General features: G+C 47.6%; 15 protein-coding genes. 14 read left to right on the top strand and 1 reads right to left on the bottom strand.

Going from position 1 to position 15302, the window contains the following annotated elements:
* Nucleotides 1-28: 28 nt before the first annotated feature.
* Nucleotides 29-1138 carry a M24 family metallopeptidase gene (locus LPW40_RS06715; protein WP_230821468.1) on the bottom strand — a complete coding sequence of 370 codons (1110 nt, stop codon included), beginning with the start codon at nt 1136-1138 and terminating at the stop codon, nt 29-31.
* 192 nt (nt 1139-1330) lie between these two features.
* On the opposite strand from LPW40_RS06715, the gene LPW40_RS06710 reads away from it, so the two are divergent.
* From LPW40_RS06710 to LPW40_RS06645, 14 genes are all read left to right on the top strand, one after another.
* A complete protein-coding gene (locus tag LPW40_RS06710) occupies nt 1331-1744 on the top strand; it encodes a GlcG/HbpS family heme-binding protein (RefSeq protein WP_230821467.1) in 414 nt (137 codons plus the stop codon).
* A gap of 80 nt (nt 1745-1824) precedes the next feature.
* The gene (locus tag LPW40_RS06705; protein ID WP_230821466.1) at nt 1825-2286 is read left to right on the top strand and encodes a GNAT family N-acetyltransferase; all 462 of its coding nucleotides are present in this window, start codon (nt 1825-1827) and stop codon (nt 2284-2286) included.
* A gap of 95 nt (nt 2287-2381) precedes the next feature.
* The gene (locus LPW40_RS06700; protein ID WP_230821465.1) at nt 2382-3599 is read left to right on the top strand and encodes a CopD family protein; all 1218 of its coding nucleotides are present in this window, start codon (nt 2382-2384) and stop codon (nt 3597-3599) included.
* The gene (locus tag LPW40_RS06695) at nt 3484-4692 is read left to right on the top strand and encodes a 5,10-methylene-tetrahydrofolate dehydrogenase (protein WP_230821464.1); all 1209 of its coding nucleotides are present in this window, start codon (nt 3484-3486) and stop codon (nt 4690-4692) included. Before LPW40_RS06700 ends, LPW40_RS06695 begins: the two co-directional genes overlap by 116 nt.
* 226 nt (nt 4693-4918) lie before the next feature.
* Entirely contained in the window at nt 4919-5656 is a 738-nt protein-coding gene (locus LPW40_RS06690) for an SDR family NAD(P)-dependent oxidoreductase (protein ID WP_230821463.1), read from the top strand.
* A 141-nt stretch (nt 5657-5797) separates the two neighbouring features.
* On the top strand, nt 5798-6607 hold the full coding sequence (locus LPW40_RS06685; RefSeq protein ID WP_230821462.1) for a GNAT family N-acetyltransferase: 810 nt from the start codon (nt 5798-5800) through the stop codon (nt 6605-6607).
* A gap of 81 nt (nt 6608-6688) precedes the next feature.
* Nucleotides 6689-7324, top strand: a complete 636-nt coding sequence (locus tag LPW40_RS06680; protein WP_230821461.1) for a GntR family transcriptional regulator — start codon at nt 6689-6691, stop codon at nt 7322-7324.
* 41 nt (nt 7325-7365) lie between these two features.
* Entirely contained in the window at nt 7366-9225 is a 1860-nt protein-coding gene (locus LPW40_RS06675; protein ID WP_230821460.1) for a helix-turn-helix domain-containing protein, read from the top strand.
* A gap of 182 nt (nt 9226-9407) precedes the next feature.
* Nucleotides 9408-10589 carry an acyl-CoA dehydrogenase family protein gene (locus tag LPW40_RS06670; protein ID WP_230821459.1) on the top strand — a complete coding sequence of 394 codons (1182 nt, stop codon included), beginning with the start codon at nt 9408-9410 and terminating at the stop codon, nt 10587-10589.
* Between the two features lie 30 nt (nt 10590-10619).
* Nucleotides 10620-11573 (top strand): 3,4-dihydroxyphenylacetate 2,3-dioxygenase, encoded by a 954-nt coding sequence (hpaD, locus tag LPW40_RS06665; protein WP_230821458.1) that lies wholly within the window; start codon nt 10620-10622, stop codon nt 11571-11573.
* Nucleotides 11574-11622: 49 nt separating this feature from the next.
* The gene (locus LPW40_RS06660) at nt 11623-12474 is read left to right on the top strand and encodes an alpha/beta fold hydrolase (RefSeq protein ID WP_230821457.1); all 852 of its coding nucleotides are present in this window, start codon (nt 11623-11625) and stop codon (nt 12472-12474) included.
* A gap of 61 nt (nt 12475-12535) precedes the next feature.
* Nucleotides 12536-13948, top strand: coding sequence for a solute carrier family 23 protein (locus LPW40_RS06655; RefSeq protein ID WP_230821456.1), 1413 nt, complete (start codon nt 12536-12538; stop codon nt 13946-13948).
* Nucleotides 13949-13960: 12 nt separating this feature from the next.
* On the top strand, nt 13961-14443 hold the full coding sequence (locus LPW40_RS06650; RefSeq protein ID WP_230821455.1) for a flavin reductase family protein: 483 nt from the start codon (nt 13961-13963) through the stop codon (nt 14441-14443).
* Between the two features lie 31 nt (nt 14444-14474).
* Nucleotides 14475-15302 carry an adenylyltransferase/cytidyltransferase family protein gene (locus tag LPW40_RS06645; RefSeq protein WP_230821454.1) on the top strand — a complete coding sequence of 276 codons (828 nt, stop codon included), beginning with the start codon at nt 14475-14477 and terminating at the stop codon, nt 15300-15302.

Here is a 15302-nt window from a genome sequence, read left to right as displayed (position 1 = left end):
AATAAAATTCAGTCCTGTTTTTTGTCTTCTATAAGGCGATTTCCCGCAAATCCCTCGGATAGTTCGTCAGCACTTCCGCTTTGCCGTCTTCATTGATGTAGACTTCCTCTTCGATGCGGACACCGCCGTAACCCGGGATGTAGATGCCGGGCTCGATTGTGAAGACCATGCCTGGTTTTGCGATGTCTTCATTCAAATGGTGGATGGACGGTGCTTCATGCACTTCAATGCCCAGGCCGTGGCCCACCCTGTTGTTGAAGTATTCGCCGTAGCCCGCTTCCTCGATGACATTTCTTGCTGCGATGTCGAATGCCTTCAGCGGCACGCCTGCTTTCACCGCATCCACGCCCGCCTGGGTGGAGCGCCTGACGATATCGTAGATCTTCCTCTGCTTTTCATCCGCTTCACCGATCACGAACGTCCTTGTGATGTCGGAGCAGTACCTGTCATAGGTGATGACGCCGAAGTCGATCAGGAGGAAATCCCCATCCTCAAGCTTCGTATCATCCGGATTGCCGTGGGGGAGGGCAGCCTTCTCACCGGAAAGCACCATCGTGGAGAACGACGGGCCCGATGCGCCGTATTTCTTCATCAAGTATTCGAATTCAGCGACGAGATCCGCCTCCGTCATCCCCCTCTCAATGGTTTCAAGTCCTTTATCCAGCACCTTTTCAATGATCTCCACCGCTTTTTTCAAGCCCTCGACCTCATCCCTCGATTTATAGACTCTGAGGGCATTGATCTCGGACTGGATGTCCACGAACGACGCTGTATCGTAAATGGACTTGATGCCGTTCTGATGCGCGACCGTCATAACGTTCATCTCCACCCCGATGGTATGGACGGAAGCTTCGAGATGCTGCCCCAATATATCGAACGGATCCTCCTCGTCGGAAATGGGGATGATATGATCGACCTTTGCCTTTTCAACGGCCGCATCCCGGTCCAGCGCCGGAACGAAGAGATGACTCTCACCGGCAGAATCTATGACGAGCGACATATACCGTTCATGCGGATCCGCATAAAAACCGGTGAAGTAGAAGATGTTGACCGGGTCGGTGATGATGAGCAGCCCGGTATTTTTATCTGACGCAGCCGAAATGAATTGATTCAACCTTGAATGATAATCGATTGCCATGATATTCCTCCTAGTGGTATTCAATTCATTATACTACAGGAAATTTTACGGACGGTAAAAATTACGGAATAAAATGAATATTCATGCAGGTTCCTACACAATGAATTTGCACTGTGATAGACTGGGGGCAGCAGCATGAATCACATCTTGAGCAAATACATGGATCATTAATTAAAATCAGGAGGTACTCTAGTGAGTGAATTGAATTTGGAACTGGCGAAGAAACTGATTGAAAGCGCGGAAAAGGAATCATCGGACATCGGTGTACAAATGGTGATTTCCGTTGTGGACGCAGGGGGCAACCTGATTGCGACACATCGTATGGATGATGCATGGATCGCAAGCCTTGACGTTGCACAGAACAAGGCATGGACTTCTGTCGCATTGAAAATGCCGACATCAGCGCTTGAAGAGGCGACAGTGCCGAAAGCTGAACTGTTCGGCCTGAACACGACGAACCAGGGACGCATCGTCGTATTCGGCGGCGGTATCCCGCTTGAGAAAGACGGCAAAGTCGTCGGTGCAGTCGGCGTGAGCGGCGGCTCGGTGCCACAGGATGTACAGGTGGCTGAAGCGGCTGTCAAAGCTTTTGAAGACAATAAGTAAGATTATAGAAAATGGACAACATATAACCATCACTTTAAAATAAAAGTGATGGTTATTTTTTATGGACAGGGGATGAAGGTGTGATTCAATTAAAGGAAATAGGGGAAGATAATTTTTACGAGGTCATCGGCTTGAAAGTCCATGACACACAGGAGAAGTTCGTCGCACCGAATGTACGGTCGATTGCGGAATGCTGGCTGTACCGTGAAAACGGGGATACATTTCCATACGCAGTATACAAGGGCGATGAGATGGTCGGTTTTCTGCTTTTGGATCTTGATGCAGAAGAGCGGAAGTATATGATATGGCGCATGATGATTGATGAGTGCCACCAGGGCAAGGGATACGGCCGTGAACTCGTGGAACACGTGATAGAAATGGCGAGGAGTGATGACGGTTATGACGTTCTGATCGCCGACTACGTCACGGGCAACGAAGCAATGGAAAAATTGCTCAGAACTCTGGGTTTCGAGGAATCCGGGTTTGAAGAAGAAGTGAATGAAGTGGTGATGACACTGGATATTCAAAGTCCTCTCCTGTAAAGGCGGCGGGGTGTGCAGAGAATGTTTCAGATTTAAACGGGTATAGACATGCATCCGGGAAGAAGTGGAAGTACAGAGGAAGGCGGTGGAAAACAATGAAGAAAATGGTTGTCGGTGTGGTTTCGGCGCCCGGCCTGCCCGAGAAGTTCCTGAGGGATATCATGGAGAGCTTGAATGAACTGGAAGGTCCCTCCATGGAGGAGGATATCGACTGGGACATCGACTTTAAGACAGACCCTCTGGCAAGCTCAGCTGAATATATCAATGAGATTTTCGACAGGCTGGGATCAATCCAGAAAGAGAATGATTGGGATATGGCGATCGCTGTCACCGACCTTCCGAGTATATCGAACAAGAAAGTTGTCCTCTCCGAATTCGATTACGACAGGAAGCTTTCACTGGTTTCCGTCCCTGCAATCGGGGTCTTCAGGAATAAAAAAAAGCTCGAGACCCTCCTGGTCCACCATATGGAAATACTGTATGGCAAAGGATCGGAAGAAGACACAGAGGACGTCCAACCGGATTTCATAAACCGAATCGCCTCGGTCAAGTCGATAGATGAGGAGGACGAGAGGCACCGCTATATACTCAAATCGACGGTCGGCGGCTGGCTCCGGCTCATCGGGGGCATGACCTCCCTGAATGAACCGCTGACGGAGTTCCGTAATTTCAGGACGATTGTGGCATTGGCATTTGCGACCGGGACTTACATATCAATATTCCGGACACCTTGGGAACTCAGTCTCGATTACTCCGCATGGCGGTTGATTCTGCTGATGGTGATTGCTGTGGCGGGGATGGTCGGTTGGCTGATTTATGCCCATAACTTATGGGAGATGCGGTCATCACGGAACCAGCCTGCATACAGGCGCCTTTACAACTTCACGACCCTGCTGACCCTCCTGATTCTGACGCTTGTGAGTTACGCCGTGGTCAGTCTGCTGCTCACGATCTCCATCCTCACCTTCGTCCCAATGGGGCTCTTTGAAACATGGACCGATCCGAATGTCGAATTGAATGTGGAGTGGCATGACTATCTGGATCTGATATGGTTTGCCGCCTCCGCCGGGATCCTCGCCGGTGCATTTGGTTCAACCGTGGAAGAGGAAGACAAGATACGGAACATCACTTATTCCTACAGGCAGTGGTACAGGTACAGGCAGCTGGAAGAGGAAAAAGAAGAAGAATCAAAAGCGGATGACGAGGAAGCTGATGAATCCGGTGAAAAGCAGGAGCACGATGAAAAGGATGAAGAAGAAGAATCGTATTCCGGCGAAAAGCAGGAGCATGACGAAGCGGAGGAGGAGAAATGATATGACGGAAAAACATATCGGCATTGTTGCAGCTCCCGGGGCGCCGGATCGTCTTGCGAAACAAATCAAAGCAGAACTGCCGGACATGCTCGGCCGGGAACTGGATGAGGACATCGAATGGGAGGTAAGCACACATGTGGACCCTCTCACCGGCTATGCGGAGCTGATCGAGGAACTCTATGAGAAGACCGACGAGTATCGGGAGAAGTATGATTGGGACCATACGATCTTCATCACTGATCTGCCGGTCTATCATGAAGAGATGATCACGACGGTTGATATCAACAATAAGACAGGGGTCGGCCTGATCTCACTGCCGGCATTCGGCTGGCCGCCGATCAAGCAGAGTGTGCTCAAAACAATCGTTTCAATCCTTGGCAATATCCGCGAAGATGCGGGCCGGGAAGAACTGACGGCGACATTCAACAACTACTTGAAGACAAGCCGGGTCTACTATGAAGAGGTGTTCCTGGATGAAACGGAGTCCGACCATTCGGTCTACTACATCAAAGACAGCTGGCGCGGACGGCTGCGCCTCATCGCCGGCATGTCCTGGGCGAATAACCCGTTCAATATGATGCGGAGCCTGAGTTCGGTCGTGGCGCTGGCCTTTGCGACCGGCACATTCAGTATGTTGTTTTCAACGATGTGGAACTTGAGCAACCTCTTTCCGCTCGGCCGGATGATTGCCATATCACTGCTTGCGGTCTCTGCGATGGCTTTATGGATCATCATTTCCCATGATCTTTGGGAGAAGGTCAGGGGGAAGGAGAATAAACGGATCCTCATACTTTATAATGGCGCGACGGCCCAGACACTCTTCATTTCCGTGTTATTCTACTTTGCCGTATTGTATATGATGTTCTTTACAGCGGCACTGGTCCTGCTTCCACCCGGGTATGTGGTCAACCATATCGTCCCGGATGAAGTCACGATCGTGTTCTATATCGAAGTCGCATGGTTTGCAGCCTCACTCTCCACGGTGGTCGGCGCAATCGGCGCAGGCGTCCAGGATCAGGACCTGATCAAGAAGAGCACATACGGATACCGCCAGCGTTACCGTGAACAGTACAAATCGTCGAATGATGTATAGGGATTCATATAATGAAATTTCAGCAAAATACTATATATATATTAATTAATTCCCAAAGTTCAACGACCCGCGCCCATACTGGGTGCGGGTCGTTATTTATCACTTCTAATCTTCATCTGCCTTTTTAATCATTTGATATATGTTAGCTGTATAAGCACCAGTAAATGAGTGTTATATAAAAGATTTGGGTATAAAACCTATGATTAATACAAAGGAGGTATGCAATTTGGATCTTAAAGATAAAGTGGCGGTAATTACAGGTGGTGCTTCGGGAATTGGTCTGGCGACAGCGAGGGCGTTTTTGGAGAAGGGTGCCAAAGTCGTGATCGGTGACTATAATGAAGAAGCGGGCAAATCGGCGGAGAAAGATTTGAGCCAGTACGGGGATGTGCTGTTCACGGTGACTGATGTATCTAAGGAAGAGGATGTCAAAAACCTGATCGCAAGTGCGGTCGATAAGTTCGGCAGGCTGGATGTGATGTTCAACAATGCAGGTATCGGTGCACAGGGTGAGATGCACGAGTTATCTTATGAAGATTACAAGAAAGTCATCAACATCAACCAGGATGGTGTATTCTTTGGATCCAAGCATGCGATTCCCGAAATGAGGAAAGCTGGGGACGGTGCGATCATCAACACCGCTTCGATACTCGGCAGCGTCGGTGAACCGACTGCGTTCGCATACAATGCCTCGAAAGGTGCGGTCAATCTGATGACGAAGTCGGTTGCGCTGCAGTATGCGGAAGATAAGATCCGGGTCAGTGCAGTTGCGCCGGGTTACGTGGAATCGGGTATGGTCAACAGGGATGCACTGGGGGAGTATTATGATAATCTGGTGGCTAAGCATCCGATCGGCCGCCTCGGTGAACCGGAAGAGATTGCGCATGCAGTGATTTTTCTTGCAGAAAATGAATTTACAACCGGTATCACACTGTTGGTCGACGGCGGTTATACCGCACAATGATATGAAGATACTGGACCGCTCCGGGAATGATTTCCGGGGCGGTTTTTTATTTTTTAACCACGATGTTTATTGTGCCAGGCCGGATTCCGTATTATAGTAAATGAAAAGTTCAGATGAATTATATTGGAGGGAGTCGACGGCATGGCAGTAATTGAAGAATTAAAGACCATGGATGAGCTGGCCATGGTTCAGGATATAGAACAGCAGATATGGGAGCAGGTGCCGGTGCCTCTGCATCAGACGTATACCGCCGTCAAAAACGGTGGCATCATGCTCGGGGCTTTCGAAGGCGGTGACATCGTCGGGTTCAGCTACGGGTTTGCCGGATTCAGGGACGAGAGGACATTTTTGTGCTCCCATATGCTCGGCATCAGGCCGGCGCACCGCTCCCGGAAAATCGGCGAGCAGCTGAAATGGCGGCAGCGGGAAATTGCCATCGCAAAAGGCTACGACCTCATCCGATGGACATTCGATCCGCTTGAGACGCGGAATGCTTATTTGAACCTGACCAAATTAAACGGCATCTGCAATACATATATCGAAAATTGCTATGGTGAAATGAAAGACGGGATCAATAAAGGACTCCCATCCGACCGATTCGAGGTGGACTGGCATCTCGACAGCCCTCATGTCAAGGAGCGGCAAATACAGGCTCCAGATGATGCGGTGCCTTTGAATGCTGTAGGGAGGAATGGAAGCGGCCTCCCTGTATATATTGAAGGGGAAGCCGGGGGCCTGGATGCGCCTGCCTACATGCTTGCGGTTCCAAAAGATTTCCAGCAATTGAAAGCGGAGGATCCGGAGCTCGCACTGGACTGGCGGATGAAGACGCGGGAGAAGTTCGGATCACTCTTTGCAGCAGGGTATTCTGCGGTCCATCTCCGGCCATATGAATTCCATGCAGAATATACTTTTGTAAAAACAGATGATTTAAAACTTGGCGTAGTTTAATGCCAGATTGACAAACCGGCCGGTGTTTTCTAAACTTATAATATAAATTAAACAATTCTGAAAACTCAAAGGAGTGAGTTCATGCAGTATAATGCCGCAGAAATAGCGGATCAATTGAGAAAAGAAATCGTCCTTGGAAAATATGAACGGGGGGAAGGGCTTGGGGAAGTGACGCTTGCCAAGCGGTATGAAGTCAGCCGGGGCCCTATCCGTGATGCACTGATGATATTGACCGCCGAAAGGATGGCCGAGAAACGTTCGAACGGCAGGACGGTGGCCGTCGGTTATGACATCAAAGGCATCCGGGACTTGTATGATGCCCGCATTTTATTGGAGACGCACGCCATCAACCGGATGGACCGTGAATTGTTCGAAAAATATAAAAGCCACTTGTATGACTATATCCGTATGATGAAGAATGCCAGTGATTTTGAAACACGTGATATAGAAACGGATTTATCCTTCCATTACCTTCTTGTAAAGATGTCGGGGAACGAAACGCTGATGCATCTCTGGAATACGCAGCGGAATGTGTTCCGTACGCTGGTGGACATCACAAGTGAAGTGACGATCGACCATCAGGATGAAATCATCAGCCAGCATACACGGTTGGTGGAAGCACTGGAGGACGGGGATGTGGCGCGTGCATCCGAATTGCTCCGAAGGCACCTGGAAGAGGCATGTGAATACTGCTGTAGGGGGAAGTCTTTAATTTAAATACGAACAAAGAATAAGATGGATTAATCAGGAGGGAAGGCATGAAAGTTTCTGTAGGGGAAAACCGTGTGAAACCCATGAAATCGGAAGGAAACGAAAAACTCAGGTTATCCAAGTCTTCCATGGGGATATTGCGTCGAAATATCGCCAAACATATCGGCGAATCCCGCCTCGACAGTTTCCTGTTCCAGTTCGGCTGGGACATGGGTGTACAGGATGCTCATGAACTGCTCAAGGTACCGAAACCGTTGGAACAGTATGTCATTGAAGGGCCGCAACTGCATATCCGGAACGGTCATATAAGCGGGATCGACCATGAATGTGACATCGAGTATAACGAGGACGGCACGCTTAAGACATTGGTGGGAAGGGGCGAATGGCATGAATCTTACGAAGTGAAGGAACACCTGGATCATTTTGGCCCATCGGAAGTCCCTGTCTGCCATACTCTGGCAGGCTATTCTAGCGGCTTGATGTCGACCATTTTCAATAAACCCCTGATTGCGAAAGAAATCACCTGTGTTGCGAGTGGTGACCATGCATGTCAATGGATGGTCAGGCCGAAGGAGGAGTGGCGCGGGGATGTGGATCATCTGCCCGTCGGACTCCTGGACAGCACACCAATCGTCAAGGAACTTGAAGTGACCTATGACCAACTGTTGGAGCAGACAACATTCATCACTTCACTCTCAGATTATCAAAAAGAGCTGACTGAAGCGGTGGTGAACGGCAGGGACCTGGATTCCATCGTAGAGACGGCACACATATTCACCAGAATGCCGCTGACAATCGATAACCAGGAGTTCGAAACCATCGCTTCCGCGGGCTTTTCAAAAGAAGATATAGAAGTGCTGCAAAGGGACAGTGAAATCGATATACCAAAATTCCTTGTTGAAGAAAAAGGGCGGTATATCTTCCCCTTTAAAAAGTATGTTCATGAGATGGAGTATTATCATCGGCTTATAGTTCCTATACTTGTGGAAAAGGAGATTTTCGGATACTGTTCGACCATCGTCAGTGCAAGGAAAGATTCGACTTATCACGAAGAGCATTTATTCCTGGAGCATTTATCTAACTCCGTCGCCTTGGTTATGCAGAATGAAAAAGCCCAGGTTGAAGCACTCGGACGTATGAAAGGACATTATCTCGAGCAGGTGATCTATAAAGAAGGCTCTAAATCCGAACTGCTGCGAAGAGGAAAGTATATCGGCATTGACTTCGATGAACCTTATGCAATTTTTGTGTCGGATACGGATAAACCTTTCGATTCAATTGAAGCGGAGTTTTCCTTCCAGGAAAAAGTGCAGGAGGAGACGTATACTTACTTTAAAGAGCAGGACAAGACAGTGCTGACCGGCATCATCAATGACCGGATCACGACGCTGGTGTTGTCACCTGATGATATCCATTCATTGATTGAAGGTTACAGGAAGAGAATCAAGGACAAACTGCCGGGCAATAACCTGCTGGTCGGGGTCAGTAATCTCCATACCGGCATTGAGCATACCGGACAGGTCATGGAAGAAGCGGTGATCGCAAGACATTTGGCTATACAGAATGACACAGTCTACTATAAAGAGCTTGGTGTGGTGGGGGCGTTGATCAATGCCAATAATAAGAGCAGTATCGAGCATATTGCTGATGAAGAGCTGAAAGGATTATACGATGAGGACGGCAAACTGGACAAGGAGCTGTTGAAGACCTTGTATTACTTCTTATCCAATGGAGGGAATTTAAAAAACACTTCAGCAGATCTGGCATTATCCATGAGCGGTTTGAGACATAGACTTCAAAAAATTGAAGAATTACTTGATAAAGACCTGCGGGACCCCAATGTAAGCAACCATCTGCTGCTCGTCATAAAAGCGGTCATCGTCATTAAAGAAGTCAGTCTGACATAGGCTGACTTCTTTTTTTGCCTTAAAAGATTGATTTTTAAATCACAATGTGACAAAGTTTGTTCATTTTATCTAAAATCTCTGACATTCGATGTCCTAGTTTTCTGAAAACTCATGATATAGAATAAATGACATAGTTGAAACCGTATACAAAACAGAAAATTTAAATAAAAGGGGTTTTGAGAATGACACAATCAGTTAAAAACTATGCTTCATTAACTGAAGAAGAGTTACTGGAAGGTGCCAGAAGAGTTGGCGAACTTGCAGAAGAGAAAGCGCAGCAAGCTGAAGAGGATGCGAGTGTCTCACCTGAAGTGGTCGAACTCATGAAGGAAGTCGGCATCACTAAGATGATGATTCCTAAAAACCAGGGCGGTCCTGGTGTGGAACTCAAAACATTTGTAAAGGTACTGCGCAAGGTCTCAAATTATAACTTATCTGCAGCGTGGTTATCATTTTTATATCCGCTTCATAATATGCTGCCGGCATACCTTCCTCAGGAAGGACAGGATGAGATTTATGGACAAGGCGGTTTAATTGCAGATATTTTTGCGGCTGTCGGCGAAGGCGAACGTGTTGAAGGCGGTTACCTCATCAGTGGAAAATGGAGCTTTGTCAGCGGTGTGAACCATGCAGACTGGGTAGGTGTCGGTTTGAAGGCGGACAATGAAAACGGTGAAAATGAATTCATTCTGCCAATCGTCCCGAGAAAAGAACTTCAGGTTATTGAAAACTGGGATACTTTCGGATTAAGAGGCAGTGGAAGCAACCAGGTTGTCCTTGAAAATGTATTCGTCCCGGATTCGAGGATCTTTAAGGTGAAGGAAGCTGAAGAGACGAGAAGACCGCCTATGGAGAATTATGAAAAGGACTACCCGTTCTACCATAAGCCATTGTTCCCTACTTTCTATTTTGGATTCCCGGTAATGGCAGTGGGAGCTGCGGAAAGAATGATTGCAGAATTCAAAAAGCAGACTGAAAAAAGGTACCGTCTGATGGATGGCATATATGAAAATGAATCACCTAGAAGCCAACGTGTAATGGCAGAAATATCCCAGGACTTCATGGCGGCGGAAGCAATGCTCGAAAAATACATCAATCTGTTGGAAGATTATGAGAAAGACGGCTGTAAAACTCAAAATGGAGAGTTCTTCGCCCTCCGTACGAAACTGATCAAGCTATGTGTGGACATCGGGATGCGCATCATCCTGACACTTGGTGGCGGGGCACTGTATAAAGGCGGCCCGATAGAATTGTTCTTTAGAGATTTGATTTCACTGGCGACACATAAAACATCATTGAATGAGGACGCAGTGGCAGCTTACGGACAGGATCTGTTCGGCTTCGACAGCGGCACCAGAGGCTAAAAACTAAATATTGATAAAGGGTGGGAAATTATGATTTTAAGACTTGGACAAATCGAATTGTACGTTTCAAATTTAGACGCATCAGAGAAGTTTTACGTGGATACTTTAGGGTTCATCAAGGTGGACCGCACTGAAAACAGTTTATATTTACGGGCGACGGATGAGTTTGATACCCATACGCTGGTCCTCACTGAAAGTGAAGAGATTGCACTGGCCAACTTCGGCTTGAGGGTATCAAGTGAAGAATACCTGGATGAGCTGGAGGCGCTGCATCATGAAATGGGTATCGAAACGGAAATGATTGAAGGCGTCCATCCAGGACGAGGCAGAACGTTACGAGTGGCAGAACCGAGTGGTCACCCGGTGGAATTCTATCACTCCATGCAGCAGATTGATGTTGGTCAGGGAAAACCGGGCGTGGAAAAGTTGCCGATGCGTAACACACACATTTTCAACGGTATCCCTCCGGTGCGGATCGACCATATGAACCTCCGGGTGAAAAGTGTGGACGAAGCATGGAACTACTGGGAGAAGATCGGCTTCAGCATTTCGGAATATGTGCAGGACGGCGATGAAAAATTCGCTGCATGGACAAGGGCGAAAACATCGACGCATGATGTGGCGCTCGTTAAACAGGAAGAAACCGCGCTTCACCATATTGCTTACATCGTCGACGGTGTCTCAGCAGTTGTAAGGACCGCCGACCTGCTGGCTGATGCAGGCTACCGCGATTCCGTCGAGTACGGCCCGGGCCGTCACGGCGTATCAAACGCATTCTTCCTATATATACGCGACCCGGACGGTCACAGGATTGAAATCTATTCCGGCGACTACAACCGGGATCAGGATCTTCCGCCGATCGGCTGGACGAAAGAGGAATATGACGAAAAAGGCAGATTGTGGTGGGGTCCGGCTGTACCTGATGCATTCTTTGAGACCACTCCTGTAAACAAAGAGTGGGTAGGTTCGAAAGTCAACAATTAAAAAATAAACATAATTTATAAAAACATAATTTTAGTGGAGGTATTTATTCATGTCACTTTGGACAGAAGTACAAGATACAGAATTCAGGTTGTTTTATTTGGATGCCAACGGTGTGAAAACTCGTGTGCTGGAAGCGGGCGAAGGTGAGCCGCTGATTCTGCTGCATGGCACCGGAGGTCATATTGAAGCATATGGTAAAAACGTCAAGGGCCTGGCGGAACACTTTAAACTCTATGTTGTGGATATGCTGGGACACGGCTATACCGATAAACCGGACAAGCCTTACGGCATCGATACTTACAGTGACCATCTTTTGGATGTCATCAATGCACTGGGTTACGAAAAAGTGTTCTTATCAGGTGAGTCACTTGGCGGATGGGTATCGGCATGGTTTGCAGCCGAGCATCCTGAATATGTCAAAGCCATGGTCCTGAATACACCAGGTAACGTCAACAGTGATCCTGAAGTGATGGAGAGATTGAAGGCATCCACTTTGAAAGCGGTGCTTGAAGCAAACTATGAAAACGTGAAGACACGTCTGGAGTGGCTGATGTATGACAAGAGTGTCGTGACCGATGAACTGATTCAGGTCCGCTATGACATCTACACTCAACCTTCCTATCAGAAGGCGGTGCATAACATCGTCTATCTGCAGGAACCTGAAGCAAGAAAGCAATATATCTGGGACCCTTCCTGGTGCGGAAAAATCCAGGCGCCTACACTGCTTGCTTGGACCGATCATGATCCAACGTCGACTGTAGAACAGGCTGGCCCTATAAAAGATATGATACCAGGCGCAGAGCTTACTGTAATCAACGACGCGGGTCATTGGCCGCAGTGGGAACAGGTCGAGGAATTCAACAGAGTGATCATCGATTTCCTGGAGCCGTATAAAGATTAATGAGGGATGGTCTGTATGATGAATTCATCATACAGACCATATCATCAAGGGGGAAATTGATATGAGCTTCTATAAAAGAAAAGATGGTGAAGAACAGCCGTATTGGCCGCTCGGATCGTTGAAGATCAGATTGCCATTCCTGCATTACCGGATTGAAAAAGCGGAATTTTTTCAAGGGCTGGTTTTATTTACAGCAGGTTTGAGCATGGTGGAAATCATGACGAGCTTTATGGGGATATCATTCAGCGCGGCTGTGACGATAACCGTCATCAACCAATTATTGATGCTGCTGCCATCTTCGATGGGGGTACCGTTCGTCTCGGGATTCATCACTGCACTCATCCCGCTGATTGTGGTATTTCTGCAGGGGTACGAAACAGGTACCGAGGCGGTCCATGCCATAATCGCCGTCCAAATAGTGCTCGCCCTCATCTATTTCTTGTTCGCATTCAGCGGTATAGGTGAAAAAGTTGTGGCTAAGCTGCCGAATTCATTGAAGGCAGGAATATTGATAGGCGCAGGTATTGCAGCAATCATGACGGAACTTGAACCGGGGGGACGTATGTCTGTGACGCCGGTTGCCATAACAGTCGGAGCCGTACTTTGCCTGTTCATAATGTTCTCAATGTCCTTTAAGAAGGTCACCAAAAATCACAACTGGGTAAAAAATATTGCAAACTACGGGATTTTACCGGCTATACTGGTAGCTATCGTAGTGGGAGTGGTTGTCGGGGAGTATGAATTGCCGGTGATAGAATGGGGTCTTACGCCTCTGGCTTTTCAGGAAGTATGGGCGATTACACCTTTCGTAATTGGTTTTCCCAGTATTGATATGTTCATTTCAGCTATTCCGATCGCAATAATGGCATACATCATTGCATATGGTGACATCATCGTCGGGGATCAATTGATGAAGCGTGCCGAAAAAGCGAGACCGGATGAAAAGATTACTTACAGCTTCAGTAATCTGCATAAGATTACAGCACTGAGGAATTTATTGAACGCGTTGATTGCACCACATCCGGGCATGTCGGGTCCGATATTCACGGCAGGCACCGCCTCGGTGGCAGAGCGCTATACTTACGGCAAGAAAGCGATGGACTCCATTTATTCCGGCGCAAATACGATGCTGATTGCTTTCACTGTAGGAATACTGCTGCTTCCGATCGTATCCTTTTTTGCACCGTTCCTGCCGATCGCTTTGTCATTAACGCTGATATTGACCGGCTATTTATGTATTACAATCGGCATGAAGCAGGTGAGCACTGAAAGTGAAATGGGCGTGGCCGGACTGATGGCAATCATTTTGGCATTATACGGTGCGGCTCCTGCCTTAATATCAGGTTTTGTGCTTTATTTCCTGATTCAGAAGACAAGCTTGCTGGGTGATAAGAAAAAGTCTAAAGAAGAAGAAAATGCTGCAGAAAGCACGACGAAACCAATCATAACCAAAATCAGTGAAGAACCAAAATAGGAGGAATTTTTCATGGATGATCGTCAATTCAGAAACGCAATGGGTAAATTTGCTACAGGTGTCAACGTAATCGCAACGGAGGTGGATGGTGAAGCATACGGCATGACGGCCAATGCATTCATGTCCGTCTCACTCGATCCGAAACTTATCGTCATTTCAATCGGGGACAAGGCGAAGATGCTGGATCGCATCAGACAGAGCGGCAAGTTCTCAGTCAATGTATTGTCATGTGAGCAGCAGGAGGAATCCATGCGCTTTGCAGGCCAGAAACAGTTCGAGGATAAATACGAATTCGATGAACTCGCCGGTGTGCCGGTCGTATCCGATGCGGTATGTCAGCTGTCATGCGAAGTGTACAATGAGCACACGGAAGGGGATCACGTCCTCTTCATCGGCAAGGTCAACGACCTGACATTGACCGACGGCGACCCGCTCATCTTCAACTGCGGCAAGTACAGGGAGCTCAAGGAACTGGAACTGGAAGAGGTCAGATAAGCCGATCTATATTCAAAAGGAGGCGTTTAAGATGGAAGTCATTTTTATCAATGAATCTAACCTCGGATATTGGCAGGATCAGGCAGAGGAGAATGTCGTTGCGCTGGGTTTTTTCGACGGTGTGCACAAAGGTCATATGAAAGTGATCGGGACAGCCCGGGAAATTGCGGAGGAAAAAGGTGTATCCACCAACGTTATGACTTTTTTCCCGCATCCAAAAGAAGTGCTGTCAGACGGCAGGAACAAAGTGGACTATTTAATTCCATTGGAAGAAAAGATCAATGCTTTTGAAGGATTAGGGGTCGACACTGTATACATCATTGATTTCACCAGGACTTTCGCTTCAATGCCTCCTGAAGAATATGTACAGGAATATTTATTGAAGTTGGGTACGCTGCATGCGGTTGCCGGTTACGATTTTTCATACGGGTTCAAAGGCGCAGGCAGCATCGATACTATTTTCAACGATTCGGGAGAGGAAATTACAGCGACCAAAGTTGAAAAGGTGGAGTACCAAGGCGAAAAGATCAGTTCCACGAAAATACGTGAGGCTGTCGCACAGGGCAGAATGGACGAATTGACCGAAATGCTTGGCAGGGAATATCGTACACGTGCAAGCATTGAAGACGGGTACATGGATCTGGAAGATTATTATATGCTGCCGGGTGACGGAGTTTATGAAGTTTCAATCAGCCTCGGTGACGTGGAATATGACAGCCAGATATATATCGACAAAGGGGATCAGAAGCTTTATTTCACGCACAGGTGCCTGATGAAAAAGATAAATCACAGAAGCATTAGTATCGACTGGAAAGATAAAGTTTCATCTAGTACAAAATATCAACTTGTGGCAAATTAG

Source organism: Salinicoccus halitifaciens (assembly GCF_021026095.1).
Classification (GTDB): domain Bacteria; phylum Bacillota; class Bacilli; order Staphylococcales; family Salinicoccaceae; genus Lacicoccus; species Lacicoccus halitifaciens.
This window is presented reverse-complemented; position numbering and strand designations above follow the sequence as displayed.

What these genes read in the sequence shown, in the direction of transcription:
- LPW40_RS06715 (WP_230821468.1), bottom strand. Translation starts at nt 1,138, where the DNA reads ATGGCAATCGATTATCATTCAAGGTTGAATCAATTCATTTCGGCTGCG.
- LPW40_RS06700 (WP_230821465.1), top strand. Translation starts at nt 2,382, where the DNA reads ATGAAGAAAATGGTTGTCGGTGTGGTTTCGGCGCCCGGCCTGCCCGAG.
- LPW40_RS06695 (WP_230821464.1), top strand. Translation starts at nt 3,484, where the DNA reads ATGACGAGGAAGCTGATGAATCCGGTGAAAAGCAGGAGCACGATGAAA.
- LPW40_RS06685 (WP_230821462.1), top strand. Translation starts at nt 5,798, where the DNA reads ATGGCAGTAATTGAAGAATTAAAGACCATGGATGAGCTGGCCATGGTT.
- LPW40_RS06680 (WP_230821461.1), top strand. Translation starts at nt 6,689, where the DNA reads ATGCAGTATAATGCCGCAGAAATAGCGGATCAATTGAGAAAAGAAATC.
- LPW40_RS06675 (WP_230821460.1), top strand. Translation starts at nt 7,366, where the DNA reads ATGAAAGTTTCTGTAGGGGAAAACCGTGTGAAACCCATGAAATCGGAA.
- LPW40_RS06670 (WP_230821459.1), top strand. Translation starts at nt 9,408, where the DNA reads ATGACACAATCAGTTAAAAACTATGCTTCATTAACTGAAGAAGAGTTA.
- hpaD (WP_230821458.1), top strand. Translation starts at nt 10,620, where the DNA reads ATGATTTTAAGACTTGGACAAATCGAATTGTACGTTTCAAATTTAGAC.
- LPW40_RS06660 (WP_230821457.1), top strand. Translation starts at nt 11,623, where the DNA reads ATGTCACTTTGGACAGAAGTACAAGATACAGAATTCAGGTTGTTTTAT.
- LPW40_RS06655 (WP_230821456.1), top strand. Translation starts at nt 12,536, where the DNA reads ATGAGCTTCTATAAAAGAAAAGATGGTGAAGAACAGCCGTATTGGCCG.
- LPW40_RS06650 (WP_230821455.1), top strand. Translation starts at nt 13,961, where the DNA reads ATGGATGATCGTCAATTCAGAAACGCAATGGGTAAATTTGCTACAGGT.
- LPW40_RS06645 (WP_230821454.1), top strand. Translation starts at nt 14,475, where the DNA reads ATGGAAGTCATTTTTATCAATGAATCTAACCTCGGATATTGGCAGGAT.